The organism is Lacihabitans sp. CS3-21 (assembly GCF_024343675.1).
Classification (GTDB): Bacteria; Bacteroidota; Bacteroidia; order Cytophagales; family Spirosomataceae; genus Leadbetterella.
Genome location: NZ_RJUD01000097.1, coordinates 282,341 through 307,420, shown reverse-complemented (window position 1 = coordinate 307,420; position 25,080 = coordinate 282,341). Strand labels below are relative to the sequence as shown.

The following is a 25,080-nucleotide window of genomic DNA, read 5'->3' as shown; positions in this document are numbered from 1 at the left end:
CCCGCTGTGTTTTATGGTTTTTCTATGAGACTTAAGACTTTTACTCTTTTACCCACACTATTTCTCCAAATACCCCAAAATCTTTTTCATGTCAAATTCGTCTTCGCCAGAGGCTTCTAGGTAGTCGGTTTTTATGGTGGAGGGTTTGCCCATTTTGAGGTAGGATTTCCAGATGTGGTCGATGTACCAAGTCGGTATGTAGCCCCAGCGGGAATCCATGGCTTTTCTGATAATAAAGGTGCGTTTGGATATTTTTACAAAAATGCGTTTCTCATATAGGGCGTTGAGTAGCGGATCGTGAAAAGCAAAAAAGCCTTCCACGATCACCACATCAAATCGTTCTCTAAAATCAGAAACTACCTCTAACAACAAACCGTGGTCGATAGAAAGTGGTGATTCCCAATCTGTTTTGTCCTTTATTTTGGGTATTTGGGTTTCGGGAAAAACAAAGTCGTCCTGGTGAAAAATAATAGCCTTTTTCCCATTTCTCCTGAAATGGGTCACCAAAAGGTTTGCTAAAGTACTTTTCCCAGACCTACTCGGTCCTCCGATACCTATTACCATGTTTGTTTTTTTAAAACCAACTCGTTTTCTTTTTTCCACTCAAGCCCAAAGCACCTAAGAGCGACCTGGTGATGATGGAGGCGGCTGTTCTACCAATCTGTCTCGTAACAGAACTCGACAAAATGGTCTCTAGCGTAGATTTTTCTTGCTTTCCTTTTGGTGCATCTTCTGTCTCCTCAGACTCGTCTGCCGTATTGAGTTTCTCATTTAAAATTTCATACGCACTCTCACGATCTACCAATTCGTTATATTTCTTCGCAATCTTAGATTTTTCAACGATTTCGTCCATTTCATCATCCGACAAAATATCCATCCGGCTTCTTGGCGGACACATAAAAGTAACGGCAAGCGGCGTTGGAATTCCCTTTTCGTTCAAACACGTAACCAAAGCCTCCCCTATTCCCATGGCAGTCAGAATATCTTCAGTTTGGTAAAAATCGGTTTCTGGATAATTTCCTGCGGCTTCCTTGATGGCTTTTCTGTCATTTGCAGTAAAGGCTCTGAGTGCATGTTGCACTTTCAAACCCAACTGAGCCAACACCGAAGCAGGAACATCCTGAGGGTTTTGGGTACAGAAATATATCCCAACTCCTTTAGATCTGATGAGTTTTATTACGGTTTCTATCTGATTCAACAAGGCCTTGGAAGCTTCTTGGAACACCAAGTGGGCTTCGTCTATAAATATCACCAATTTTGGTCGGTCTTCATCTCCAGCTTCTGGCAATGAGGCATATAGCTCAGCTAACAAACTCAACATAAAAGTGGAGAAAAGCTTGGGTCTGTCCATCAAGTCCATCACTCTTAGCACAGAAATCATCCCTCTTCCCTGATTATCAATACGCATCAAATCGTCGATATCAAACGAGGTTTCGCCAAAAAACACATCCGCACCTTGTTGCTGAAGTTCTATCACTTTTCTCATGATAGTGCCCAGGGAGGTGGTGGACATTCTACCATAGTTATTTTCAAACTCATCTTTGCCGTCTTCACTCAGATATTGGATCACCCTAATGAAATCTTTGAGGTCGAGCAAAGGCAGTTTATGGTCATCGCAATATTTAAACATCACCGACACAATGCCTTCTTGCGTGTCATTCAATCCCAATATTTTGGAGAGTAGTATAGGGCCAAACTCCGAAACTGTGGCTCTGAGTCTTGTGCCTTTTTGGTCGCTGAGCGTAAGCATTTCTACCGGAAAACCATTCGGATTGTATTCTATTCCAGCAGCTTGTGTTCTTTCTAAAATAAAATCTTTCTCTTCGCCTGGCATGGCAATACCGCTCAAGTCTCCTTTTATGTCCATCATCAATACCGGTACACTGGCATCGCTCAAGCTTTCGGCCAATACTTGCAAGCTTTTGGTTTTACCCGTACCCGTTGCACCCGCAATTAATCCATGACGATTCATGGTTTTTAAAGGAATTTTTATTTGAGTACCTTCTACCACTTCTCCTTCGAGTTTTGCGGCACCCAAAATTATGGAATCCCCTTTAAAAGTATAACCTTTTGAAATCTCGTCTTTGAATGATTGAATTTTTGACATATTTAGGGTTCTGATTTTATATAGACTGCAAGTTCTTAAAACTTCGGTATAATTTAAAACAAATGCCGCCAATAAATGGATTAAAGAAAAAGAATTCCGATACTATTCTATAATTTTGCAAGAAAAAAAGAACTTGGAAGATATTTTAAACAAACTTGGCTGGGCTCTGTTGGTGGCTTTTGGTATAATGGTGGTAATTATTGCGGTAATTCTATATCAAAATAATTTCACTACGCAGCCCAAAATTAAAATCTCGGCTTTTTATTTCATCATTTCTGTTGTATTTCTACTTTCCGGAATTTACTTCAGAAAACTCTCTAGAAAAGTTTAACATCCTGCCTAAATCGAATTCATTGCTTTGGCAGAAAAACGGTAGCAATATAAAGTATTTTACTTTTTCGAATCCCGTTTGTCGTGGGGCGTATTTGAATGTGAATTTTGTATATTTTTTTGAAAAAATAAAAAATTTGTTCCCCTTTTTTTTGAAAACAACGATTTCTGCAAATAGGCAAATTGCTTTAGAACATTTTTTGCACTTTGTTCGTTAGTATTTTAAAATATATAATCTATATTTACTTAAACTACAATTTGGCTTAAGGATGTTGAGAAGAAATCTGATTTTATTTTTTGTCGCAACCCTGTTACCTTTTTTAAGTTTTTCACAAAAAACTGAAGAAGATACAGGTATAGATGCTAAAACCTTGTCCTATGGACTCACTACCAACAATTACACAAGTTTATTGGGTGGAGTTGTACTTCGAAATTCTTTCCCTGTTTCGAAAAGGAAAAACAAACCTGTGAACAGATACTTGGCAGTTGAAGCCGTAAATCTCAAAAACCAGAGAGAGGAAAGTATATTAAGTGCCTATGGGAGCAAGTTTGTCTATGGTAAAACCAACTATTTCTTTTCTATCAGACCGCAATACGGAAGAGAATATTACTTTTTTCAAAAAGCCGACGAAAACAGTGTTGGATTTAGTGTAATTGTGGCAGGTGGACCCAGTATTGGTTTGACAAAACCCTACTACATAAAATACACCAATCAAAAAGGAGATTCGCCTCAAACGGTGGCCTACAATCCTGATATTCATACCAATACAAGCTACATCATAGGAGCTGGAAGTATTTTTCAAAATATGTTTACCGGACTAAAGTTTGTCCCTGGCGTTCACGCCAAAATAGCTACCAACATTGATATTTCTACCTTTAATAACAACGTAACAGGCGTAGAGCTTGGAACGCTTTTGGAGGTTTTTGCAAAACAACCCGAGATATTGGCTCCCAAATTTTCAGATAATCCTCAGACCTTTGCTACGCTTTATTTAACTTTGTACTTTGGAAACAAGAAATTGGTAAAAAACAAAAAAAATGGAGGTAAAGGAACCGAGTGAGAGAAAGAAAAGGCCAGATTGGCTGAGAGTGAAACTTCCAATTGGCGAAAGTTATAGAAAAGTAAGAGAGATTGTCGATAACAATAAGCTGCACACCATTTGCCAAAGCGGCAATTGCCCAAACATGGGCGAGTGCTGGGGTGAAGGCACTGCCACTTTTATGATTCTTGGAAATATCTGCACGCGTAGTTGTAATTTCTGTGCAGTAGCCACCGGCCGACCAACCGAATACGATACCGACGAGCCGCAAAGAGTAGCAGAGGCCATTAAAACCATGGGAGTGAAACATGCTGTAATCACCTCGGTTAATCGCGATGAACTTAAAGACAAGGGTGCTGAAATATGGTATCAAACTGTCGTTCAAACCAAAGAATTATCTCCAAAAACTACCATTGAGACCTTGATTCCAGACACCAAAAGCGATTGGGATGCCTTGTATAGGATGATTTCAGCAGGTCAAGAGGTGGTTTCACACAACATGGAAACTGTCAAAAATCTCTACAGAAGAGTGAGACCTCAAGCTAGATATGAGCGAAGCTTAGAGCAAATCAGAAAAACCAAAGAATACGGAAAACGCACCAAAACAGGCATAATGTTGGGATTAGGCGAAACCAAAGACGAAGTTTTTGAAGCGATGGATCATTTGGCTGAAAATGGTTGTGATATTCTAACTTTGGGACAATACCTACAGCCAACCAAAATGCACCACGAAGTCATTGAATTTATTCACCCTGACATGTTCGCTCTTTACAGAGAAGAAGGTCTAAAAAGAGGAATAAAATATGTGGAATCTGGCCCATTGGTTCGGTCTTCGTACCACTCTGAAAGACATGTAAACGTCTGACAATCAAACACCTTATGGCCAAAGCACTTCTAGAAGATAATATTTACGACTATATTATTTGCGGTGGGGGTATGTCTGGACTTTCTTTGGCTTATCAACTTTCCATATCAAAGATTTCAGATAAGAAAATCCTGATTATTGATCCAGAAAGAAAAACCAAAAACGATAGAACATGGGCTTTTTGGGAGAAAATTGACAATCCATTTGACAAAATTCTTTTCAAAAAATGGGAGAAAGTTAAAATTATTGATTCTCGTAAATTAGAAAAAACCTACGAATTAGGCGAATATCGCTACAAACTTCTCAGAGGAATTGATTTCTATGATTTTGTAAATGCTCACCTCAACAATTTCCCTAACATCGTTTTTTGTTTGGACAAAGTTGAAAATATCACAGAAAATATTGATAATGTAGAAGTTACGACAGAAAGCAAGCAACAATTCACGGCCCCATATGTTTTTGATAGCACTTTCAAACTAAATCTTGAAAGCAAAAAACACCATAATCTTCTTCAGCACTTCAAAGGCTTGGTAATAGAAACCAAAGAAAATCTTTTTGAAAAGGATATTCCTGAAATGATGAATTTTGGTATTCCACAAAAAGATGCAGAATGTAGATTTATGTACGTTTTGCCGTTTACAAAAAATAAGGCCATATTCGAATTTACGGTTTTTTCTGAAAAACTACTTTCGGAAAAAGAATACAATCAAAGCCTATTTGAATACATAGAAAAGGACTTAAAACTCACTGATTATAAAATACTTGAAGAAGAGTTTGGCGTGATACCGATGTCCGACACAGAAACCCAAGACATTGTATCAAAGAGAATAATCAGGATAGGAACAGCAGGAGGAGCTACAAATCCCGCTACCGGATATACCTTCTCTAATACCCAAAAGAAACTAAAAAAGATAGTTCGAACACTTGAAAATGGGCAGGCAGACTTTGAAAAAGACAGTTTCTGGCAAAAAAGACATTTACTGTATGCCTCTACCCTACTCAATGTCATCCAGGAAAGTCGCCATCCAATGGCTGAGGTTTTCGATCAATTATTTGCCAAAAATCCTATTTCTTTGGTTTTCAAATTCCTGGATGGCGAAACAACTTTTTGGGAAGAATTGAAAATAATGTGGTCAACGCCAAAGGTAAAATTCGGATTGGCCTTCTTTGTTGTAATTTTTAAAAAGCTCAAAAATGCTTTTTTGTAGAAATTTTTATTTTTCGCCAACCACTTATCCAACTTTAATAGTTAATTTATCTGCCAAATAATATTTTTATAGATTTTTTCACTAACATTTTTTAGTTTCACCAAAAATTCTGAATTTTGCAGTACATCAAGAGTTCCTGATTTATTAGGAAACCAACCGAGTACTTAGAAACACCGCGGTGGTAAAAAAGATGTGGGTCGCCCGACCAAAAAAGTTTCGGCAAAGCACCTGACATTCAATTCTCTTGCTAATTTTTTCAAATCTTTAAAAATTTAAAAAATGGCTTATTTATTTACTTCTGAATCAGTATCAGAAGGACACCCAGACAAAGTTGCGGATCAGATTTCAGACGCACTTATCGACCACTTTTTGGCATTTGATGCCACTTCAAAAGTAGCATGTGAAACTCTTGTAACTACAGGTTTGGTAGTATTGGCAGGAGAAGTCAACACCAGCACTTATTTGGATGTGCAAACTATCGCTAGAGACGTTATCAAGAAAATCGGTTATACCAAAGCTGAGTACATGTTTGAAGCGGATTCTTGTGGAATTATTTCTGCTATCCACGAACAATCAAAAGACATCAACCAAGGCGTTGACCGCAAGTCTGGCGACGACTTTGAAGCAAAAGCAAATGCTCAAGGAGCTGGTGACCAGGGTATGATGTTTGGTTATGCCACCAAAGAGACCGAGAATTATATGCCACTGGCCTTAGATTTGTCACACAAAATTCTTCAAGAATTGGCGGATGTAAGAAGAGAAAACGCTGAAATTAAATATCTTAGACCAGATTCTAAGTCTCAGGTAACCATCGAATATTCAGACGATAACCAACCGCAAAGAATTGACACGATAGTAGTTTCGACCCAACACGATGATTTTGACGAAGATGAAACCATGCTTGCAAAAATCAAGTCGGACATCATCAATATCGTTATTCCAAGAGTAAAAGCTAAGCTTAAGCCTGAACTTCAAGCTTTATTTACAGACGATATTCTTTATCATATCAACCCAACAGGTAAGTTCGTAATCGGTGGACCGCACGGAGACACTGGCCTTACAGGTAGAAAAATCATTGTAGATACTTATGGTGGTAAAGGTGCTCACGGTGGAGGTGCATTTTCAGGAAAAGATCCTTCGAAAGTAGACCGTTCGGCAGCATATGCAACACGTCATATTGCAAAAAACCTTGTGGCCGCTGGAGTTTGCGACGAAGTATTGGTACAGGTTTCTTATGCTATTGGTGTAGCTCAGCCTTGCGGTATTTTTATTGATACCAACGGAACGGCTAAAGTATCTTTGTCAGATGGCGAAATCGCTAAAATAGTAGAAAAAACGTTTGATATGCGTCCTTATGCTATTGAGCAGAGATTGAAATTGCGTACGCCTATTTACTCTGAAACAGCTGCCTATGGTCACATGGGTAGAGAGTCGAAAATTGTTAAAAAGTCTTTTAATAATGCAGGTCAAAAAGCAGAAGTGGAAGTTGAATTATTTACTTGGGAAAAATTGGACTATGTAGAGAAAGTAAAAGCAGCTTTTGGCATCTAATTAAATCTTGTGTTCGATTTATAGAAAGTATAAGTTCTAAAATTTTAGAATTTATACTTTTTTTTATTCCCTAAAAACATAAAACACTTGTTATCATCAACTTAGCCTTTTTTACTTAAATTTTTTTATCAAGTTTTTTGTATTTTTCTAATTTCAAAGGTACATTTGAAGGAGAATTGATAAGTATTTTTAATCATTTAAATATTCAGTCCGCTTAGCGGCAAAAAACCATAAAGATGAGTATTCTTGTAAACAAAAATTCGAAAGTAATTGTACAGGGCTTCACAGGATCGGAAGGTTCTTTCCATGCCGGACAAATGATTGACTACGGTACAAATGTAGTTGGAGGCGTAACGCCTGGTAAAGGCGGTCAAAAACACTTGGAAACTCCAGTTTTCAATACTGTTGAAGAAGCTGTAAAAGCTACAGGTGCTGATGTATCTATTATTTTCGTTCCGCCAGGCTTTGCTGCAGATGCTATCATGGAGGCTGCCGATGCAGGAATCAAAGTTATAGTTTGTATTACAGAAGGCATTCCTACTAAAGACATGGTGAAAGCTAAGTCCTATATAGATGGCAAAGATGTTACGCTTATTGGACCTAACTGTCCAGGAATTATAACAGCAGAAGAATGTAAAGTGGGCATTATGCCAGGTTTTATATTTAAAAAAGGTACTATTGGAGTAGTTTCAAAATCAGGTACTTTGACATACGAAGCGGTAGATCAATTGACCAAAGCTGGACTTGGACAAACTACAGCCATCGGTATAGGTGGTGACCCAATCATCGGAACAACTACCAAGCAGGCTGTTGAAATGTTTATGAACGACCCAGAGACAGAAGGCATTGTAATGATAGGTGAGATTGGAGGCGGAATGGAAGCAGAAGCTGCTCATTACATTAAATCAACAGGCAACAAAAAACCAGTTGTAGGTTTCATTGCAGGCCAAACTGCTCCAAAAGGACGTAGAATGGGACATGCTGGAGCTATCATTGGTGGAGCTGACGATACTGCAGCTGCAAAAATGGCCATCATGCGTGAGTGCGGAATTTTTGTGGTAGATTCACCAGCTGAAATTGGAGAAACGATGTTGAAAGCCTTAGGGAAAAACTAATTTTTTAAAAAATATTCCTAAAAATACTTTTTGGCACGGTATTTAACGACTCTTAATTAGACTAACTAATTAAGAGTTTTTTTTTGCATTCCTAAACAATATAAAAAATGAAAAAGATTTCACTACTTCTTGCTGCAATCTCATTGATTACCGCTTGTACTCCAATTGAAAAAGAGGTAGAGCTTATGCCTATCGACTATTTAACTGCTGGTCAAACTAAAACTTGGAAATTGACTCAATTCAAAAATGCTGAAATAGACCAACTCGTTGATTGTTTAAAAGACGATACATTTACATTTAGAAAAAAAGAGAGCAAATATGAATGGAGTAAAGGCGAAAGTAAATGTTACACGGAGGATACAGACGCAGTTTTTGACTTTAAACTCACCGCTGATGGCTCAACCTTGGTTATCAATGAATACGAATACAAGGTTAATCGATTGGATATTAATAATTTAGAAATAGAAATTGTACTAAATGGACACAAACAAATATTAGGATATTCAACGTTGAAGTAAACAAATAAAAAACAAGAGTTCGTAAAAAAGCCCGAAAACTATACGTTTTCGGGCTTTTTCATTATACTTGATCAATTACAAAGCCGCATTCATAGCTCTTACTGCTTCTGCAGATTTCTCGAAAGCCTCTTTCTCTGCATTGCTCAATCTCAAATTAATTATCTTTTCCCATCCAGTTCTACCAATAACTACTGGTACACCTATGCAAATATCTTTTTGACCGTATTCGCCGTTCAAATAAACGCAAGAAGGAATAATTTTCTTTTCATCACGAAGAATTGACTCTACGATTTGTCCGATAGCAGCACCCGGTGCATACCATGCGGAAGTACCCAAAAGTCCGGTAAGCGTAGCTCCACCCACCATTGTTTTGTCCGAAACCTCTTTCAATTTATCTCCACTCAAGAATCTACTTACCGGAATACCATTCCAAGTTGCCAATCGAGTCAAAGGAATCATTGTGGTATCTCCATGTCCTCCGATAACCATACCATGCAAGTCACTTTGAGCAACATTTAAGGCCTCGCCTAATCTATATCTGAATCTTGATGAATCCAAAGCACCACCCATTCCGATTACTTTTCTTTTAGAAATACCCATTTCGGCAGCAATCTGATAAGTAAGGTAGGTCATGGTATCCATCGGGTTAGAAACAATCAGGATAATGGCCTTGGGAGAAACAGCCAAAGCGTTAGTAACAACAGTTCTAACAATGCCTGCATTGATACCAATCAACTCTTCACGTGTCATACCTGGCTTGCGTGGCAAACCTGAAGTCACAACGATCACATCCGACTTTGCAGTTCTTTGGTAATCGTTTGTAACACCAACCAGTTTTGTATCAAAACCCTCAATAGAGGCAGTTTGAGCCAAGTCCATCGCTTTACCTTCCGCAAAACCCTCTTTAATGTCCAAAATGACAACTTCCGACGCTATTTGTTTTCTGGCGATATTGTCGGCGGCAGTAGCCCCCACAGCACCAGCACCTATTACTGTAACTTTCATGTGATTTTAACTATTTTTAGGTAAACCCTATTTGATTTAAAAATTTTAACAAAAATATTGTATAATTTTAATAATTGCCAATTATATCATTTTCATTTTTAATATTTTTTCGTCTAATATTACAAAAGAATGGTTTAATTTGTGGCGGTTTTAAAAAGTATTCTTTTACAGCAAATAACAATGAACACAGGCAACATTTTAGAAAAAATTTTAGACTCTGTTTTTTACAATACTTCCTTAAAAAAAGCTTCCAGAATTTCTAAAAATACCGTTGGAATATTAACTTTATTGAAAGGTGTCCTAAACAAGATTCAAGCTGAAGGGAAAAGCACGGTTTTGCAGTCTATTACTTCTAAAGTTATGGTCTTAGGTAAGCTCTTAAAGTTTTATGCAACAGGTGAATACAGAGCCATTGACCTAAAAAATGTAGTGATCATAATTACAGCTTTTGTGTATTTCTTGTCACCTTTGGACTTAGTGCCTGACTTTATTCCGATGCTCGGATTTGCAGATGATATTGCTTTAATGACGTTTGTTTTCAATAGTGTGTCAGAAGAAATTGAGAAATTTGAGACATGGCTACTAAATAGAGATATTTCTTGACAAAAACAGAGTTTTGAGCGATACAATAGGTCGATTTAGCACCGTTGATAAAATAAAAAGTTTTTTTATATAGTTAATTTATTAAATTTGTACATCAATTATTTACAAGCATGGAATTAGCAACATTATTGTTTTTAGGAAATTTAGGCGGTACTGAAATTTTCGTTATAGTATTTGTTATTTTATTATTTTTTGGTGCGAAAAAATTGCCGGAATTAGCTCGTGGACTTGGAAAAGGTATCCGTGAGTTTAAAGATGCTACAAAAGACGTAAAAGAAAATATTGAAAAAGCGGCAAATTCAGAAGATTAATAGCCTAAACGACATTTTTTTGAACAACAGATTCAATTTAAATAATTGAACCTGTTGTTTTTTATTTTTAACAGGATCAAGACGTGACATATCAAACCTATGCCCAATATCGCAAAGCACTTCTAAGTAACCTAACCACCGTTCCTGCTACAGTTCAGGGGTTTATAGTTAGTATTGAAACCCATAAAGACCTAAATGTTTTTCTTGAAGTGTATGCTGAAGAAGCTTTGTCTCAAGCCGAAATTGTTCAAGAAAAAATCATGAATGGCACCGCAGGCAAACTTGCTGGAATGGTAATTGGCATCAAAGACGTACTGGCTTATAAAAATCATGGATTGCAATCTGGAAGTAAAATACTAGACGGTTTTAAATCACAATTCACAGCAACTGCCATTCAAAGACTGATTGATGAAGATGCAATCATAATTGGAAGGCAAAACTGCGACGAATTTGCGATGGGTTCTTCCAATGAAAACTCTGCCTTTGGCCCAACACTAAATTTTGCTGATAAAACCCGGGTTCCAGGTGGTTCATCAGGTGCTTCTGCCGTTGCTGTTCAAGCCGCACTGTGTCATGCCTCTATTGGATCTGATACAGGTGGTTCTGTTCGTCAGCCAGCAGGATTTTGTGGGGTAGTAGGCTTAAAACCAACATATTCAAGAATTTCGAGATGGGGATTAGCCGCTTATGCATCTTCTTTTGATTGCATCGGTCCAATTACGAATTCTATTGAAGATGCTGCACTTTTGCTTGAGGTAATGTCAGGAAGCGATGAATATGACAGTACTGTTTCACCATTGCCTGTCGAAGATTACAGTTCAGTTTCTTCCTCTGAAAATAAATACAACATCGGTTATTTTGAAGATGCAATAAACTCAGAAGGCATAGATGATGAAGTTAAGAAGACCACGATGAACAAGCTCGAAAATCTAAAAAAAGCTGGTCATACCTTAGTTCCTCTTTCATTTCCCAAAATGAAATATTTGCTTCCAACCTACTATATTTTGACTATGGCAGAAGCAAGTTCAAATCTTTCAAGGTATGATGGTATTAGGTATGGCTATCGAACTCCCAAAGCTGAAAATCTAGAGGATTTGTATAAAAAAACAAGAGGCGAAGGATTTGGGAAAGAAGTTAAAAAAAGAATTATGCTTGGTTCTTTTATATTGAGTGCTGATTATTATGATGCCTATTACACAAAGGCACAGAGAGTAAGGAAGTTGGTAAAACAAGAAACGGAGGATTTCTTTAAAAGAGTGGACTTTATAGTTTCTCCAACAACACCGACTCCGGCATTTAAAATTGGGGTAAAAAGTACAGACCCCATGGAGATGTTTTTGGCAGACATATTCACAGTGCACGCCAATGTTGTGGGGATGCCATCTATATCCATACCCAATGGAAAAAATTCTGATGGCCTGCCCATTGGTTTCCAGATACTTGGCTCTGAATTTGGGGAAAAAAAGATGTTGGAATTCGCTTTAAATGTTCAAAAAATAGCTTAATTACACTCGTATTAAGTTTTTTTTAACTTTTATTAATTTTTTTTAGGAAATAATTATTAGTTTTGAGGTATTGCTTTCCTAAAAAGTCTCGTTTAGTTTATTTATTATTGTGAAAACTCATTTTATGACTATGAAAATCTCAAAAATTCTTTTGACCTTTTCTCTTGTTGCTGGTTTCAATTTTGCTTCTAATGCTCAGATAAATTCGGTGATACTTGAAGATCAAGTAATCCAGGATACTACTGTAGTAGAAGAACCAAAAATCATATATCCCTATGAGCTTATTGTCTTTGACGAAAGAGACAAAAAAGAATATAAAGTTTTAATAGAGGACCCTCAGATTGTTGAGCAGAGACTTAAAGCTATAGAAAAAACCATGCCCATGGTTTACAACGAAAGTGTAAAAAAATACCTCGATTTCTTTCTCATTAGAAGACCTAGTTTTTCTAAACACATGATGGAGGAAAAAGAAATTTATTTCCCAATTTTTGAAAATTCACTTAGACAAAACGGAATGCCAGAGGACTTGAAATATTTGGCTTTGTTAGAATCGGGACTTAATCCGAAAGCGGTGTCTAGAAGTAAGGCGGTTGGTCTTTGGCAGTTTATGTCATTTACAGGCAAGGAAATGGGACTTACCATCAACGAATATGTGGATGAACGTATGCACATCGAAAAATCAACGGATGCTGCTTGCAGATATTTGAAGCAACTTTATAAAAGATTCAATGATTGGGATTTGGCATTAGCCTCATACAATACTGGCCCTGGAAGAATCGGAAGAACTATGCGTTCTACTGGCCTTTCAAATTATTGGGATCTACATCCACACATTCACCCTGACACCAGAGCTTATGTACCCCAATTTATAGCTTTGGCTTATATGATGAATTATGGTCACCTTCATGGTATCACGCCGACGAATTTAAAGCAAAGAGTTCCAGTAGAGAAAGTTATATTGGAAAAATATGTGGATTTAAGTGTTTTGGCTTCTTTAAGTCAGTTAGATCTTGCAGAAATTAAAAGATTAAATCCTCACATCAAAGGCAATATTCTACCAGCAATGCCTAATGGATATGAATTGACTCTTCCAGCAACCAACCTTGCTTATTTCAACGAAAACAAATTGGCAATCTTGGACTCTGCTAGTAGAAAAGGAGAATTACCTAGCACAATTGAAAATGCTGATTCTGAAAATCCAACAATGTTGGCATCAGGTAGTGGTGTAACTACTACTGATGATGGTACAATCATAATAGGTAGAAAAACTTCTACGACACACATAATTGCATCGAATACTTCTGATGACGATCAAGAGGAAATTCCTGTGAAGTATAAAAACATCACCAAGCAAGTGAAGAAAATTCACAAAGTAAAAAGAGGTGAGTTTTTGAACAAAATAGCTATGAAATATGATGTCAACATGAAAGATATCAAAAAATGGAATAACAAGCGTTCGTCTCAAGTAAACGCGGGAGAAAGATTGGTTATATATGTAGACGTTAAACAAAAAGTTAAGGCCAACAGTATAGCGGCTAAAACTTCTTCAGAAACTATAAAAAAATCAGCTACCTACACCGTAAGACCTGGAGATACGCTTTGGAACATTTCTCAACGATATGATGGCGTGACTATCTCTGACATAAAAAAATGGAATAATATTCAAGGCAATACTGTTAAGGTTGGACAAAAAATTAAAATTAAGTCTTAAAAATATTTAATATAAAATCCAAAAGAGGAGCCTTCGCTCCTCTTTTTTTTGGTCACAATCTCAATAATATCAAAGGTTTTCTTTATTATTGCCTCCCTATTTCAACCCTAATTAAAAAAATGCCTTTAATACTCACCCTCGTTGCCATTTTGATATTGATACTGCTGGTATCTGTGGTTAAGCTCGACACTTTCATTTCGTTCATTCTGGTTGCCATAGGTCTTGGATTGGCAAATCAAATAGAAGTTCCAGTTCTATCTAAGGCCATACAAAATGGAGTTGGCGGTACTTTAGGTGAATTAACCCTGATAATAGGCTTTGGAGCTATGTTGGGTAAACTAGTGGCCTCTAGCGGTGCATCTGAACAAATTACCAACAAAATTGTGTCTGTTTTCAAAGATAAATACCTCACTTGGGGATTGGCACTTGCGGGTTTTATTATTGGACTTCCCCTATTCTACAATGCTGGTTTTGTTATTGTTATCCCATTGATTTTTGCCATTTCTCAATCCACAAAACTTCCAATTCTCTATGTAGGTATCCCAATGCTATCGGCTCTTTCAGTAGCTCATGGCTATTTGCCCCCACATCCATCGCCGGCGGCAATAGCTACTCAGTTAAATGCTGACCTTGGGAAAACGTTGTTTTATGGCATTATGGTGGCCATACCTGCAATTGCTGTGGCTGGACCGATGTTTGGCAGTACCCTTAAAAAATACAAACCCGAGATAAACACGAGTCTTTTTGCCAGTGAAAAAGTTGAAATCAAAAACCCTCCAAGTGTCTCTATAAGTTTTTTTGTAGCACTTTTACCCGTGTTTTTATTGACATACTCCTTATGGTATAATTTAATTGTTGGAATTTTACCTGCTTCTATGGAGCAAGGTTTCAACAATTTTTCACAAATGATGAAGGAAAATTTCAAAATTCATCTGCTCATCGAACCTAACTTTAGTTTGTTAATTTCAGTCTTGGTTGCCGTTTATTTCTTAGGTATAAAACAAGGAAAATCTATGCCTCAAATTGGCAAACTTCTAGAGGAGGCCTTTAAAAATGTCGCTCCTATTTTACTCATTATTGCAGGTTCTGGAGCTCTCAAGGAGATTTTTATTGTTAGTGGGACTAGCAAATACATCGCAAGTCTATTACTAGATATTGACATCAACCCGCTTATACTGGGTTGGGCCATAGCTGCCCTAATCAGGGTATGTGTTGGCTCAGCAACCATTGCGGGTCTTACTGCAGTAGGTGTATTATTACCAATGATTCAAGCCCAAACAGGCCTTTCGCCAGAACTTATGGTGTTGGCGATTGGTTCAGGGAGTTTGATGTTTTCGCACATCAACGACGGCGGTTTCTGGCTTTTTAAAGAGTATTTTAATTTAAGTATAAAAGACACCATCAAAACCTGGAGTATAATGGAATCCATAGTTTCTATTATCGGACTTCTGGGTGTGTTGGTATTAGACCAAATAATATGACAGCAGACATTAAATTTGAAGCATTCGTAAGCGAAACACCTCAGGCACCCGCTCCGGCAGGAGTTTACAAACCCATCTTGGTAATTGAAAATATGGCCTATGTTTCGGGACATGGACCAAACTTGCCTGACGGGAGCCAATTTGTGGGCAAAGTGGGACTAGATGTTGACCAAGAATATGGCAAACAAGCAGCTCGACAAGTAGGCCTTACCATATTGGCTACTTTAAAGAAAAACCTTGGTTCTTTGAATAGAATTAAACGCGTAGTAAAAGTATTGGGGATGGTGAACGCTCATCCAGATTTTGGAACGCATCCTTATGTGATCAATGGTTGCAGTGAACTCTTTGCAGAGATTTTTGGAGAAGAAAATGGCATAGGAGTAAGAAGTGCAGTAGGTATGGGCTCTTTGCCTGGTAGAATTACTGTTGAAATTGAAGCCATTTTTGAATTACATTGATAGCCACAATAAGCGTACCGTATATTTAGTTTACATTCTTAAAATTATCTAAAGGATACAGTAATATTCGTCTAAAAAAACATTTAGAAAATTACCCAATGGTATCATAATTATTAAGTGGATGCATTCAGCGTCCACTTTTTGTTTTTTAAACAGAAAACCCTATTATTTGACGCTGATAAATAAAGCAAAAAAAATCATGCCTTTCCCTTGGCATGATTTTCTCACAATTTGACTTGCCGAAGTATAATTTCCATTCTATGCCAGATTATTTTCAAAAAAGTGTTTTCTAAAAAAGTTCACTCCTTTGAAGGAATTGTTGCATGTTTAATTATATAAAGAGATAATCAGTAATCGAAAATCTCAAGCTAAAATTCATGTGGATTTAAACAAGTTTTAATAAAAACATTTTTTAAAATTCTTCACTCAATAGCATAGCAAAGGGGGTGATTTTTTTCACCCTTCTTTCTAATATTTTATAAGTCAATACCTCTATCAAAAACTAAAAACAAATGCTTTTTACCGATCTTTTCAACGTTGTAACATCCCGCAAAAGTACTTGAAATTGCTGTGGTTTTAAGTTTTGTTGTGGTGTGGTTCAATCCTTTTATTTCGGTTGGTCTTTCAGAAATTGTAACATACATACGGTTGTTCTATTTAACGGTAATGAAACTAACTTGTCTCAAAATTGATATATATCAATTGCAAATATAGACGATTATTTTTCAAATAGTCACTTCCCAATTTTTCAAAATTGACATAAATCAATTTGTTTTAACTCACATAAATACCTGATTATAAAGATTTAATATAAATATCAATACCGTTGGATAAGATTTACCTAACAACAATTATACTTATTTAACGGATACATTTTAATAGGGCAATTGATTGAAAATATTAAACTTTGAATGTCAAAAAACAGAATATTAATATTCTCTTATTCTGCTTTTATTTTTTTAATTTTGAATCAAATTAAAACACAAGCATGGAATTAGTGAAAGTTGGAGCGGCTGCATTGAATCAAACCCCACTAGATTGGATAAGAAATAAAACAAATATTCTAAAAGCGATAGATGAAGCGAAGGCTCAAAAAATACAAGTATTGTGTTTGCCAGAGTTGTGTATTACTGGATATGGTTGTGAGGATGCTTTCTACTCGCCCGATGTTTTCAAACTATCTTTAGAAATATTGGAAGATATTGTTAATGAAACTTCAGACATAGTAGCCTGTGTGGGTTTACCAATTTGGGTCAACAACAAAATATACAATTCAGCTTGCGTAATAGCCAATAGACAAATTTTGGGCTTTGTATGCAAACAACATTTGCCCAACTACGGACTTTTCTATGAAGACCGTTGGTTTCACAGATGGAAACCGGGACAAACCTCTGAAATTAGTATTAAAGGAATAAAATACCCCGTTGGAGATCTGGTATTCAATTTTGAAAATATACGCATTGGCCTTGAAATTTGTGAAGATGCATGGGTGGCCAACAGGCCCGCCACAAGGCATTTCGACAAAGGCGTTGATATTATACTTAACCCGAGTGCTAGTCCATTTGGATTTCATAAGTTCAAAATCAGAGAACAACTCGTAACTGATGCCTCCAGGGCATTTTGTTGTGCTTATGTGTACACCAATTTACTAGGAAATGAGTCTGGAAGGTTAATATTTGATGGCGATGCTATGGTTTGCTCGGGTGGCGATGTATTGGCCTCTAGCCAAAGATTCAGCTATGCCGACTATACACTCACTTCAGCGGTGATAGATATCGGCAAAAACAAAATAGAACAAGCCAAAATAAAGTCTACTCTACCACCAGATATGAAATTGATTCAATCCAATTTTGAGTTGGCCTATTCTGATATTCCGAACACTATTTTTGCCGAAATGGAGCCTTTTGAAAAAGGTGGCTCATTAAAAGAAGAGGAATTTTCGAGATCAGTAAGTTTAGCACTTTTTGACTATCTACGAAAGTCTCGTTCGTTTGGATTCACTATATCGCTTTCTGGCGGTGCTGATTCTTGTGCTTGTACTGCACTATGCGGATTGATGGTAAGATTAGGAGACGAAAGCATTGGTTTTGAAGCATTTAAAGAAAAACTAAGCTATATACCTGAAGTAAAAAATGCCAAAACTTTAGAAGAACTGACTGAAAAACTGATTCTGACTATTTACCAAGGCACGGAAAATAGCTCAGATGACACCCTGAACTCGGCCAAAAACCTCGCTGAATCTATCGGAGCTCAGTTTATGAAAATCAACATCAATGGCTTGGTGGATAACTACACCAACCTGATAGAAGAACAAATTGGCAGAAAGCTAAGCTGGGCCACGGACGACATTCCGATGCAAAACATACAAGCTCGTGTGCGTGCCCCAGGCGTGTGGATGCTGGCCAACCTCCACAATCACTTACTTTTGGCCACCTCCAACCGCTCAGAAGTAGCTGTTGGCTATTGTACGATGGATGGCGACACAGCGGGAAGCATAAGCCCTATAGCCGGAATTGACAAAGATTGGCTCAGAACTTGGCTCATTTGGCTAGAAAAAACAGGTTGTGAGGTAAAAGGCAAGCATATAAAAATAGAAGGCTTGAAATATGTAAATGCCTTACAACCAACCGCTGAACTACGGCCGAAAGACAACAAACAAACAGACGAAAAAGATCTGATGCCATACAAAGTGCTCAACCACATTGAGCAGCTGGCCATTAGAGACAAAAAATCGCCAGTAGAATGTTTTAGAAACTTAGAGAAATTCTACGAAAACCAATATAGCAGAGAAGATCTTTACAATTGGACAAACCGATTCTTCAAACTTTGGAGCAGGAACCAATGGAAACGGGAACGTTACGCCCCAGGTTTTCACCTCGACACCCACAACCTCGACCCAAGAAGCTGGACCCGCTTCCCTATCCTCAGTGGAGGTTATGTATTTGAGTTAGAAAAGTTGAAAGAGCATTACGAAGGGAAGAGTAGTGGTGGTAGAAAAAAAATAGGATTCTAATTAGCTTAAAAATGAACCTCAAGTGTCTATTTTTCAGTATTTTATTTATTAGTGGGATAAGTTCTGTAGCTCAAATAAACGGCAGAATTCTTTCAAAAAGTGAGGTGCCAAAAAATATCAAGGTGATGGGCAATCTTAAGAGTGCCATTACATGGAAAGAAAAAAATGGTGAGTTTTTGGTTATTTTAACAGAATCTGGAAATGTTGAAGTACAGAAATCTGAAGAAGGACTTATGAAAGCTGAACTTCGTGCCTATTGCTTTCAAAAAAATCCACAGTCCTATACCCAAAAATGGATGGTTTATGATTTTGAAGAACCTTGCCCATTCGACTTAGAAGTAAGTTTTTTAAAGAACACTTTGCAGATTACTGATTTAGATCAAAACGGAATAGCAGAAATATGGCTTGGTTACAAATTATCCTGCCGGAGCGATGTCAGCCCATCTGAGTTAAAGATTATCATGTATGAAGGTCAAAAAAAATATGCTATGCGGGGTAAAACCAAAGTTAATCTATCAGAAACAGAAACGCTTGGTGGAGAATATAAATTTGACAATGCCTTTATAAATGGCCAAAGTATATATAGAAACTTTGCAAAAAACATTTGGTCGAAAAATGTAAATGAAACTTGGGGAGAATAAACAATCCAATTGATGATTAGAGAAGCTAAAAATAAAATTTTGTAAAAAAAATATTCTAACTTGAACATTCAATTCAACCTTAAACGAGAAAATGAAAAACTCTAGACGTGATTTTTTAAGAAACTTGGCCGCTTCGGGAGTTTTGGTGCCTTTGGCTGCACAAAACTTGATTGCCTACCCTGTCACTACTGACCGAAAACTGAGGGTAGTTCTTTGCGGACTAGGCAGTTATGCCACCAATCAGCTGGCACCTGGCTTGTCTCAATCTAAAAATTGTGAGTTGGTGGGCATCGTAACTGGATCTCCAGAAAAAGCAGCAAAATGGAAGGAAAAATACAATTTGGCTGATAAAAATATTTACAATTATCAGAATTTTGAAACTATTGCAAATAATCCTGATGTAGATGTGGTGTATGTAGTTTTGCCAAATTCTATGCATGCCGAATATGTGATGAAAACCGCCAAAGCGGGCAAACATGTGATTACCGAGAAACCGATGTCGATGGATGCCAAGCAAGCTCGCGAAATGATCGCTTATTGTAAAAGCCAGAAGGTCATACTTGGCGTAGGATACAGACTTCATTATGAGCCGTTTACCAATGAAGTTATGCGTCTTTCAAGAGACAAAGACTTTGGCAAGCCTAAGTTTATTGAGACCAAGTTTGCTTGGAGAAACCGTGACCTCAATGCTTGGCGAATGAATAACAAATGGTCGGGTGGTGGTGCATTGATGGATGTAGGTATTTACTGCATCAATGCCAGCCGATATGCCACAGGTGAGGAGCCCATTTCAGTGACCGCTCAAGCTATTAAAACAGAACCTGAGGTTTACAGAGACATTGAAGAAACCATTTTGTGGCAGTTGAAAGTCCCCAGTGGTGCTATTGCAAGTGGAATGAGTTCTTATGCTACAAATGCCCACGAATTATCGATACATTACGAAAAAGGCAGCTTGAGCATGTCGCCTGCCTATGACTATGGCCCGCTAAAAGGTACAACTTCCAAAGGCCCGATGGATTTTCCAATAGTACATCACCAAGCTTATCAAATGGATGGTTTCGCAGATGCCATTTTGAACAATAAACCAATTTTAACTCCCGGTGAGGAAGGACTGAAGGACATGATAATCATTGATGCTATCAAAAAGGCAGCGATTACTGGAAAAGAAGTAAAAATTGTAATGAGTTGATTGGCTTTTAGCATTAGCTTTTAGTAAAAAAAAATACATCCTTAAAATCAAGGATGTATTTTTTTTATAAATACATCAACCAAGTTTTAGACTTATTGGCCTCTTTATAAGCACCGTACCATTTACACAAAGGATACATAAAAACCACAATGGCCAGCCAAATAAGATATATATAAGGCAGCGAAACTCCCCCACCCGTCTCTGGTCGACCAAATTTAAATGGCCCAAAGATCAAATCAGAAGTCTTGTAACCCTTAGCAAAAACGATTGCAAACATGGTGAGATGAACTATATACCAATGTATCAAATAATAAAAAAGCGGCACTTTCCCATACACTTTCATGATGTCAATTACCTTGTTGTTTCTTCCTTCAGCCCACCACATTTTCAAGAATATAATTCCCAAAGTAACAAACACATACAAAGGTGATGGCGGATATTTTGAAACATTAAAAAAAGACAATAATGTATAAACTGGACTTTTTTGCAAAGACCAATGTGCTGGATCTCCATAAATATCAATTACCCTTAATATCACAAAAATTACTAAAAAAATCAGGCCATATTTAAGGAATAGAGCCTTATTGTTTTTGTCCAAAAACAAACGACCAAAACCAAAACCCAACAACATAATAGCCAACCAAGGAATGGGAGGATAAGACATAAAAAATGTAAAACTAGGGCCGATAGGTATCAAACCAGGAAAAAAAAGGATACCAGCTGAATTCTTGATACTATCAGAAAATGGAATAAAAGCCAATAAAGGATATAGAATCAATATTAAAAAACCTATTTTTCCAACATACTTAGTGGTAACCTTCAACAATAAACTCAAGATAATAAAACCAAAACCAATGGCACCAATTACCTGGAACATGATGGTCTGAAAATGAATATCAAACCAGATTCCAAAATTGACAACTGTAACTTCCAAAAACAAAAGCCACAAGCCTCTTTTAAATAAAAACCTTCTTAATTCATCTAGGCTATTACTTGATTCCATAGACATGAACACTGAAACTCCCGACAAAAAGACGAAAGTAGGTGCACAAAGATGGGTAATCCACCTTGTAAAAAACAGAATGGGTGTGGTGGTATTCAAATCTGTTGGATCTTGCGTAAAGGCATCTGTATGCATCAAATCTCTGACGTGATCGAGAGCCATAATAACCATCACTAATCCTCGAGCAAAATCTATGCTTTGAACTCTTTTCATAACAAAAACAATTTTATTTCAATAAATACCACGCCTTTACAGGATAATGATCAGAAAACGGCACATTGGAAATGGTCAAGAAATCGATATTCTTTATATGCCTATCATCAAAAAACTGATTATCAATCCTTAAAAAACTCAAAACCTTGTGATAGGTAAATCCAAAACCGAAACCAGTTTCTTCAAATGCGTTGTTGAGTTTTTTTCTAATTCTTCCGTAGGCATAGCCGTAAGGAAGTTCGTTAAAATCTCCAGCCAAAATTACAGGATAAGGACTTTCATCTATCCAATTCTCAAGCAAATTCACTTGTAATCCCCTATCCTCAAAACCTCCTTTCAATTTTGTCAAAACGTTCTTGGTTTCCGTTCGATCTATTTTATTATCCCCTTTAATAATATTTTGTACCCTTATTCCCATAGATTTTAATTGGGCATTGATAATCCTTATAGTATCCTTATCAACAACAATATCAGCCGATAACATACCATTATTGTTTGGCGGCCAATAAAGTTCTTTCTTTGATATTATCGGAAATCTACTAAAAATAGCTAAGCCGATAGCCCCTTGTCCTTTGTTGTTATTGGTATTCGAATGCATATAAACATAGTAGGCATTTCTTTTGGAAATACGTCTAAGCAAATCAAATTCATGGTATTTTTCAGTGTTATACATTTCCTGAAAACACTTAATATCAGCAGATAAGGTATCTAAAACATTGGAAAGACCAATGGCAGATTTTATATTTTTTTTGTCCACAAACTGATGATAGTCGCCATACATAAGGTTATAGCTAAGTAGCGAAAAAGTAAACGGTGGATTTGGATGAATATCAGGAGGGTTGATTTTCAATGTTCTGTCAAAAATGGAATAGGTAATGAGTAACATAAACAGTGAGAGCAGAGCCTTTGGTGAGGCACCTATGACCCAAACCAAGAAAAAGAACAAATGACCAAGCAAAACCAAGGGAAAAGTCAACATCAAAAAACCACCTAACCAATGCCTAATATCTGCCGAAAGAACCAATTGATAGACCAAAAGGGAATACAGACCAAATGCAATATTGATCAAAAAGAAGAATTTTTTTATAAAATTGAGTATGCCCAATAAATATATTAGTTTATAGAAATGCAATAATAGCCATTATGCTCCAAAATATAAATAAGCAAAGCAATTAATAACGCTAAAATAGATATCTGGTCACTAAAATATTTTCAATTAGGAGCGACATTTTGATAAGAAATTTAATTTTAGAATTCCAATAATAATTCCGAACGACCAAAAGCGAGAGAAGCTCTCAATTATTACTAAATCACCGTTTTGACCAATTAATTTATGAGAATAAAGGATGTCATTTGTAATAAGATTTTATATAGTTTTTTTAAAAATAATATGGAATTTACCAAAAAATAGACTAATTTTGCATCGAAAAGAAGAATGAGGGGGTCTAAAACCTCCTTTTTTGTTGGTAATCATCTTAGTTTTGTAGTTTTTTGATGGCTCTTAAAGAAGCAGTAGTGAAATTTTTAGACGAAATAATATCCACCACGGATTATTATTTGGTTGATGTTGTTGTTTCCGACTCCAAAATCAGAAAAAAAATAACTGTATTTATTGATTCTGATGAAGGCATTTCCATAGACGAATGTGGTGAAGTTAGTCGAAAATTGGGTATCGAACTAGAAGAAATAATAGATGTAGCATTTGTTTTGGAAGTTTCATCTCCCGGTGCAGATAGCCCACTAAAGTTTGAAAGACAATATACCAAAAATATCGGAAGAACCTTAAAAGTGACATTGGAAGATTTGAGTGAAGTAAAAGGAACACTCACGCAAGTTTCCAACGGAAAAATAACGTTAGAACCTGAAGCAAAAAAGAAAATAAAACCTGAAGCGATGACTTTATTGATTGAAAATATCAAAGAAGCTAAAGTTATCATTTCATTTAAATAAAACATAGACACGTATGCATAGTGGAGATTTAATTGAATCGTTTGCTGAGTTTGCCAGAGAAAAAAACATCGATAGGCCAACCATGATAGCTATCCTTGAGGATGTGCTAAGAACCATGATTCGTAAAGCCTACGGCGATGATCATAATTTTGACATCATCCTAAACGCCGAAAGTGGTGACTTAGAGATGTGGAGGACCAGAGAAATCGTTGACGATAACTCCGAAGACATTTGGGATACAGATAAAATTCCTTTGTCTGAAGCTAAGAAAATAGAGCCTGACTTCGAGATAGGTGAAGAAGTGGCTGAAGAAGTAAAAATTGAAGATTTCGGTAGAAGAATTGTTCAAACTGCACGCCAAACTTTGATTCAAAAAGTTAAAGATCTTGAAAAAGAAATGCTTTTTGACCAATACAAGGATCAAGTTGGAGAATTAGTAACTGTAGATGTTTATCAGATATTGGGTAAGGAGGTAATCTGTATGGATGAAGAAGGCAATGAGCTATCTCTACCAAAAGGCGAACAAATACCAAAAGATAGATTCCGTAAAGGAACCAGCATAAGAGCAATTATTCACAAGGTTGAAATAAACAATGGTAATCCAAAACTTACTCTTTCAAGAACTTCGCCAGTTTTCTTAGAGCGTTTGTTTGAACTTGAAATACCAGAGATTCAAGACGGCGTAATTTCTATTCGTAAAATAGTAAGAGAACCAGGTGAAAGGGCTAAAGTAGCAGTAGAATCCTTCGACGACAGAATAGATCCAGTTGGAGCTTGTGTGGGTATGAAAGGTTCGAGAATTCACTCTATCGTGAGAGAGCTTGAAAACGAAAATATCGACGTTATCCAATGGACTGACAACACCAACTTGCTGATTTCAAGATCACTAAGTCCGGCAAAAATCAGTAACATCAGAATTAACGAAAACAATGAAAGAGTTTCAGTTTTCTTAAAACCCGATCAAGTTTCTTTAGCAATTGGTAAAGGTGGTCTTAATATCAAATTGGCTTCCAAACTTATTGGTTTAGAAATCGACGTTTTCAGAGACATCGAAGGTGTCGTGGAAGAAGAAGACGTAGACTTGATGGAGTTCACCGACGAAATAGACGAGTGGATATTGTTGGAGTTCAGAAAAATTGGCTTAGACACTGCAAAATCTGTATTGACTATCGGTAAGGCTGATTTAGTAAGAAGAACAGAGCTTGAAGAAGAAACTGTTGACGAAGTATTAGATATCCTAAGAAAAGAATTTGATTGATACGT

24 protein-coding genes and 1 riboswitch are annotated in these 25,080 nt (G+C 36.8%); of the genes, 18 read left to right on the top strand and 6 right to left on the bottom strand.

All coding sequences use genetic code 11. The annotated features are described in order from the left end of the window. Positions 1 to 57: 57 nt before the first annotated feature. Positions 58 to 564 (bottom strand): hypothetical protein, encoded by a 507-nt coding sequence (locus tag EGI24_RS15930; protein ID WP_255049497.1) that lies wholly within the window; start codon positions 562 to 564, stop codon positions 58 to 60. A gap of 10 nt (positions 565 to 574) precedes the next feature. Next, positions 575 to 2,107 carry a helicase HerA-like domain-containing protein gene (locus EGI24_RS15925; protein WP_255049496.1) on the bottom strand — a complete coding sequence of 511 codons (1,533 nt, stop codon included), beginning with the start codon at positions 2,105 to 2,107 and terminating at the stop codon, positions 575 to 577. A gap of 133 nt (positions 2,108 to 2,240) precedes the next feature. On the opposite strand from EGI24_RS15925, the gene EGI24_RS15920 reads away from it, so the two are divergent. The 7 genes from EGI24_RS15920 to EGI24_RS15890 all read left to right on the top strand — a co-directional run bounded on the left by EGI24_RS15920 (position 2,241) and on the right by EGI24_RS15890 (position 8,734). After that, positions 2,241 to 2,438, top strand: coding sequence for a hypothetical protein (locus EGI24_RS15920; RefSeq protein WP_255049495.1), 198 nt, complete (start codon positions 2,241 to 2,243; stop codon positions 2,436 to 2,438). Positions 2,439 to 2,706: 268 nt separating this feature from the next. Then, positions 2,707 to 3,498, top strand: coding sequence for a hypothetical protein (locus tag EGI24_RS15915; protein ID WP_255049494.1), 792 nt, complete (start codon positions 2,707 to 2,709; stop codon positions 3,496 to 3,498). After that, positions 3,476 to 4,342: a lipoyl synthase gene (lipA, locus tag EGI24_RS15910; RefSeq protein WP_255049492.1), complete on the top strand. Its 867-nt coding sequence runs from the start codon at positions 3,476 to 3,478 to the stop codon at positions 4,340 to 4,342. Before EGI24_RS15915 ends, lipA begins: the two co-directional genes overlap by 23 nt. Positions 4,343 to 4,356: 14 nt before the next feature. Beyond that, positions 4,357 to 5,550: a lycopene cyclase family protein gene (locus EGI24_RS15905; RefSeq protein ID WP_255049490.1), complete on the top strand. Its 1,194-nt coding sequence runs from the start codon at positions 4,357 to 4,359 to the stop codon at positions 5,548 to 5,550. Positions 5,551 to 5,668: 118 nt separating this feature from the next. Further along, a riboswitch (SAM-I-IV-variant riboswitch) is annotated at positions 5,669 to 5,773 on the top strand. Between the two features lie 56 nt (positions 5,774 to 5,829). Next, the gene (metK, locus tag EGI24_RS15900; RefSeq protein WP_255049489.1) at positions 5,830 to 7,101 is read left to right on the top strand and encodes a methionine adenosyltransferase; all 1,272 of its coding nucleotides are present in this window, start codon (positions 5,830 to 5,832) and stop codon (positions 7,099 to 7,101) included. A 236-nt stretch (positions 7,102 to 7,337) separates the two neighbouring features. Next, complete coding sequence (gene sucD / locus EGI24_RS15895; RefSeq protein WP_255049488.1) at positions 7,338 to 8,216, top strand: succinate--CoA ligase subunit alpha; 879 nt, start codon at positions 7,338 to 7,340, stop codon at positions 8,214 to 8,216. A 107-nt stretch (positions 8,217 to 8,323) separates the two neighbouring features. After that, on the top strand, positions 8,324 to 8,734 hold the full coding sequence (locus tag EGI24_RS15890; protein ID WP_255049487.1) for a lipocalin family protein: 411 nt from the start codon (positions 8,324 to 8,326) through the stop codon (positions 8,732 to 8,734). Between the two features lie 75 nt (positions 8,735 to 8,809). Here the strand turns inward: EGI24_RS15890 and EGI24_RS15885 are convergent, their stop codons facing one another. Then, on the bottom strand, positions 8,810 to 9,739 hold the full coding sequence (locus EGI24_RS15885; protein WP_255049486.1) for a malate dehydrogenase: 930 nt from the start codon (positions 9,737 to 9,739) through the stop codon (positions 8,810 to 8,812). A gap of 180 nt (positions 9,740 to 9,919) precedes the next feature. Between EGI24_RS15885 and EGI24_RS15880 the strand changes: the two genes are divergently transcribed. The 6 genes from EGI24_RS15880 (at position 9,920) to EGI24_RS15855 (ending at position 15,808) form a co-directional block, all read left to right on the top strand. Further along, positions 9,920 to 10,342 (top strand): YkvA family protein, encoded by a 423-nt coding sequence (locus tag EGI24_RS15880; RefSeq protein ID WP_255049485.1) that lies wholly within the window; start codon positions 9,920 to 9,922, stop codon positions 10,340 to 10,342. 110 nt (positions 10,343 to 10,452) lie between these two features. Beyond that, positions 10,453 to 10,653, top strand: coding sequence for a twin-arginine translocase TatA/TatE family subunit (locus EGI24_RS15875; RefSeq protein ID WP_255036369.1), 201 nt, complete (start codon positions 10,453 to 10,455; stop codon positions 10,651 to 10,653). 83 nt (positions 10,654 to 10,736) lie between these two features. Then, positions 10,737 to 12,158 carry an Asp-tRNA(Asn)/Glu-tRNA(Gln) amidotransferase subunit GatA gene (gene gatA / locus EGI24_RS15870; protein ID WP_255049484.1) on the top strand — a complete coding sequence of 474 codons (1,422 nt, stop codon included), beginning with the start codon at positions 10,737 to 10,739 and terminating at the stop codon, positions 12,156 to 12,158. Positions 12,159 to 12,288: 130 nt separating this feature from the next. After that, entirely contained in the window at positions 12,289 to 13,869 is a 1,581-nt protein-coding gene (locus EGI24_RS15865; protein ID WP_255049481.1) for a lytic transglycosylase domain-containing protein, read from the top strand. Positions 13,870 to 13,988: 119 nt separating this feature from the next. Then, the gene (locus EGI24_RS15860; protein WP_255049480.1) at positions 13,989 to 15,350 is read left to right on the top strand and encodes a gluconate:H+ symporter; all 1,362 of its coding nucleotides are present in this window, start codon (positions 13,989 to 13,991) and stop codon (positions 15,348 to 15,350) included. After that, the gene (locus EGI24_RS15855; protein ID WP_255049479.1) at positions 15,347 to 15,808 is read left to right on the top strand and encodes a RidA family protein; all 462 of its coding nucleotides are present in this window, start codon (positions 15,347 to 15,349) and stop codon (positions 15,806 to 15,808) included. Before EGI24_RS15860 ends, EGI24_RS15855 begins: the two co-directional genes overlap by 4 nt. A 476-nt stretch (positions 15,809 to 16,284) precedes the next feature. Here the strand turns inward: EGI24_RS15855 and EGI24_RS15850 are convergent, their stop codons facing one another. After that, entirely contained in the window at positions 16,285 to 16,452 is a 168-nt protein-coding gene (locus EGI24_RS15850; protein WP_255049478.1) for a hypothetical protein, read from the bottom strand. A gap of 344 nt (positions 16,453 to 16,796) precedes the next feature. Between EGI24_RS15850 and nadE the strand changes: the two genes are divergently transcribed. The 3 genes from nadE (at position 16,797) to EGI24_RS15835 (ending at position 20,651) form a co-directional block, all read left to right on the top strand. Next, positions 16,797 to 18,821 carry an NAD(+) synthase gene (gene nadE, locus EGI24_RS15845; RefSeq protein ID WP_255049477.1) on the top strand — a complete coding sequence of 675 codons (2,025 nt, stop codon included), beginning with the start codon at positions 16,797 to 16,799 and terminating at the stop codon, positions 18,819 to 18,821. An 11-nt stretch (positions 18,822 to 18,832) separates the two neighbouring features. Next, on the top strand, positions 18,833 to 19,462 hold the full coding sequence (locus EGI24_RS15840; RefSeq protein WP_255049474.1) for a M949_RS01915 family surface polysaccharide biosynthesis protein: 630 nt from the start codon (positions 18,833 to 18,835) through the stop codon (positions 19,460 to 19,462). Positions 19,463 to 19,553: 91 nt separating this feature from the next. Next, entirely contained in the window at positions 19,554 to 20,651 is a 1,098-nt protein-coding gene (locus EGI24_RS15835; RefSeq protein WP_255049473.1) for a Gfo/Idh/MocA family protein, read from the top strand. A gap of 64 nt (positions 20,652 to 20,715) precedes the next feature. Here the strand turns inward: EGI24_RS15835 and EGI24_RS15830 are convergent, their stop codons facing one another. Both EGI24_RS15830 and EGI24_RS15825 read right to left on the bottom strand, forming a co-directional pair. Beyond that, on the bottom strand, positions 20,716 to 21,867 hold the full coding sequence (locus tag EGI24_RS15830) for a DUF1624 domain-containing protein (RefSeq protein WP_255049472.1): 1,152 nt from the start codon (positions 21,865 to 21,867) through the stop codon (positions 20,716 to 20,718). Positions 21,868 to 21,880: 13 nt separating this feature from the next. Further along, complete coding sequence (locus EGI24_RS15825) at positions 21,881 to 22,936, bottom strand: endonuclease/exonuclease/phosphatase family protein (protein ID WP_255049470.1); 1,056 nt, start codon at positions 22,934 to 22,936, stop codon at positions 21,881 to 21,883. 446 nt (positions 22,937 to 23,382) lie between these two features. Between EGI24_RS15825 and rimP the strand changes: the two genes are divergently transcribed. Both rimP and nusA read left to right on the top strand, forming a co-directional pair. Then, on the top strand, positions 23,383 to 23,817 hold the full coding sequence (gene rimP, locus EGI24_RS15820) for a ribosome maturation factor RimP (protein ID WP_255049469.1): 435 nt from the start codon (positions 23,383 to 23,385) through the stop codon (positions 23,815 to 23,817). Positions 23,818 to 23,830: 13 nt separating this feature from the next. Then, entirely contained in the window at positions 23,831 to 25,075 is a 1,245-nt protein-coding gene (gene nusA, locus EGI24_RS15815; protein WP_255049468.1) for a transcription termination factor NusA, read from the top strand. Positions 25,076 to 25,080: the final 5 nt, after the last annotated feature.

Bases quoted from the DNA above. Each gene is read 5' to 3' on its own strand.
- EGI24_RS15875 (WP_255036369.1), top strand. From the start codon at position 10,453: ATGGAATTAGCAACATTATTGTTTTTAGGAAATTTAGGCGGTACTGAA.
- EGI24_RS15890 (WP_255049487.1), top strand. From the start codon at position 8,324: ATGAAAAAGATTTCACTACTTCTTGCTGCAATCTCATTGATTACCGCT.
- EGI24_RS15925 (WP_255049496.1), bottom strand. From the start codon at position 2,107: ATGTCAAAAATTCAATCATTCAAAGACGAGATTTCAAAAGGTTATACT.
- EGI24_RS15880 (WP_255049485.1), top strand. From the start codon at position 9,920: ATGAACACAGGCAACATTTTAGAAAAAATTTTAGACTCTGTTTTTTAC.
- EGI24_RS15905 (WP_255049490.1), top strand. From the start codon at position 4,357: ATGGCCAAAGCACTTCTAGAAGATAATATTTACGACTATATTATTTGC.
- nadE (WP_255049477.1), top strand. From the start codon at position 16,797: ATGGAATTAGTGAAAGTTGGAGCGGCTGCATTGAATCAAACCCCACTA.
- EGI24_RS15860 (WP_255049480.1), top strand. From the start codon at position 13,989: ATGCCTTTAATACTCACCCTCGTTGCCATTTTGATATTGATACTGCTG.
- EGI24_RS15885 (WP_255049486.1), bottom strand. From the start codon at position 9,739: ATGAAAGTTACAGTAATAGGTGCTGGTGCTGTGGGGGCTACTGCCGCC.
- EGI24_RS15855 (WP_255049479.1), top strand. From the start codon at position 15,347: ATGACAGCAGACATTAAATTTGAAGCATTCGTAAGCGAAACACCTCAG.
- nusA (WP_255049468.1), top strand. From the start codon at position 23,831: ATGCATAGTGGAGATTTAATTGAATCGTTTGCTGAGTTTGCCAGAGAA.
- EGI24_RS15830 (WP_255049472.1), bottom strand. From the start codon at position 21,867: ATGAAAAGAGTTCAAAGCATAGATTTTGCTCGAGGATTAGTGATGGTT.
- EGI24_RS15850 (WP_255049478.1), bottom strand. From the start codon at position 16,452: ATGTATGTTACAATTTCTGAAAGACCAACCGAAATAAAAGGATTGAAC.
- EGI24_RS15865 (WP_255049481.1), top strand. From the start codon at position 12,289: ATGAAAATCTCAAAAATTCTTTTGACCTTTTCTCTTGTTGCTGGTTTC.
- metK (WP_255049489.1), top strand. From the start codon at position 5,830: ATGGCTTATTTATTTACTTCTGAATCAGTATCAGAAGGACACCCAGAC.
- EGI24_RS15840 (WP_255049474.1), top strand. From the start codon at position 18,833: ATGAACCTCAAGTGTCTATTTTTCAGTATTTTATTTATTAGTGGGATA.
- EGI24_RS15930 (WP_255049497.1), bottom strand. From the start codon at position 564: ATGGTAATAGGTATCGGAGGACCGAGTAGGTCTGGGAAAAGTACTTTA.
- sucD (WP_255049488.1), top strand. From the start codon at position 7,338: ATGAGTATTCTTGTAAACAAAAATTCGAAAGTAATTGTACAGGGCTTC.
- EGI24_RS15915 (WP_255049494.1), top strand. From the start codon at position 2,707: ATGTTGAGAAGAAATCTGATTTTATTTTTTGTCGCAACCCTGTTACCT.
- lipA (WP_255049492.1), top strand. From the start codon at position 3,476: ATGGAGGTAAAGGAACCGAGTGAGAGAAAGAAAAGGCCAGATTGGCTG.
- EGI24_RS15835 (WP_255049473.1), top strand. From the start codon at position 19,554: ATGAAAAACTCTAGACGTGATTTTTTAAGAAACTTGGCCGCTTCGGGA.